Annotated in this window: 1 protein-coding gene; it reads left to right on the top strand. The window is 66.0% G+C overall.

All coding sequences use genetic code 11. The features are described from left to right. Window positions 1-257: 257 nt before the first annotated feature. A partial coding sequence (locus tag KH616_RS25380) for an ROK family protein (RefSeq protein ID WP_292255360.1) occupies window positions 258-1,002 on the top strand: 745 nt, incomplete at its 3' end.

The raw sequence follows: 1,002 nt of genomic DNA, 5'->3' as shown, positions 1-1,002 counted from the left end.
CCTAGCGGTGGCAACACCGTGGAGGTTCGAGTCCTCTCCTGGGCACCATCTGTTTTATAAAAAAGGTCGGCTTTCAGCCGGCCTTTTTTCATTTCTGCGGCGCCAAACGCATCAACTCGCCGGCACCACGCCCCCCCCTTTGCCACTCGCCTCGCCCGGGATTTCCCTAGGCTGACATGCCAGCGCTTGCGCGGTTAAATAAATCAACGTGATTTATTTAATGCGCCGAACCACGGCGCCCGCATGGAGGAGACGCCATGAGAAGCCTGCACATCGGCCAAGGAAGCAATTCGGCCAACGTGCGCCGTTACAACGAGCGCCTGCTGCTGAAGGCCTTGCGCCGCGCCGGCAGTGCGTCGAAGGCCGACCTCGCCCGTCTCGCCAACATGACGGGCACGGCGGTCGGCAGCATCATCGCGTCGCTCGCCGACGCGAAGCTGATCGAATTCGCGGGCCGCACCGAAGGCCAGCGCGGCCAGCCCGCATCGCTGATCCGCCTCGATCCGCGCGGTGCGTTCGGTATCGGCGTCCATCTCGACCGGATGCGCATCGAGACGGCGCTCGTCAACTTCGCGGGCGACGTACTCGGCCGCCGCTCGCACGACACACTGCTGCCGCCTCCCGCCGACTTCCTCGAGATCGTGCGTCACGACATCGACGCGATGCAGGCCCTGCTCCCCGACCATGAACGTGCGCGCCTGACCGGCGTCGGCGTCGCGCAGACGTACAACCTCGGCGCATGGATGCGCGAGCTCGGCCTCGCGCCCGACACGTTCCGCGCATGGGAAGACGTCGATTTCGCGGCCGACCTCGGTCGCGCGCTGTCGCTGCCCGTATTCGGCGAAAACGACGGCAACGCGGCCGCGATCGCCGAACTGTTCTACGGATACGGCCGGCAGTGCGACGACTTCGTCTACCTGTTCATCGGGCCGGCGATCGGCGGCGGCATCGCGATCGACGGCGACTGTCTGCGCGGCGTGACCGGCAATGCGGGCGACATCG

It is taken from the genome of Burkholderia sp. (assembly GCF_018375725.1).
GTDB lineage: Bacteria > Pseudomonadota > Gammaproteobacteria > Burkholderiales > Burkholderiaceae > Burkholderia.
This window is presented reverse-complemented; position numbering and strand designations above follow the sequence as displayed.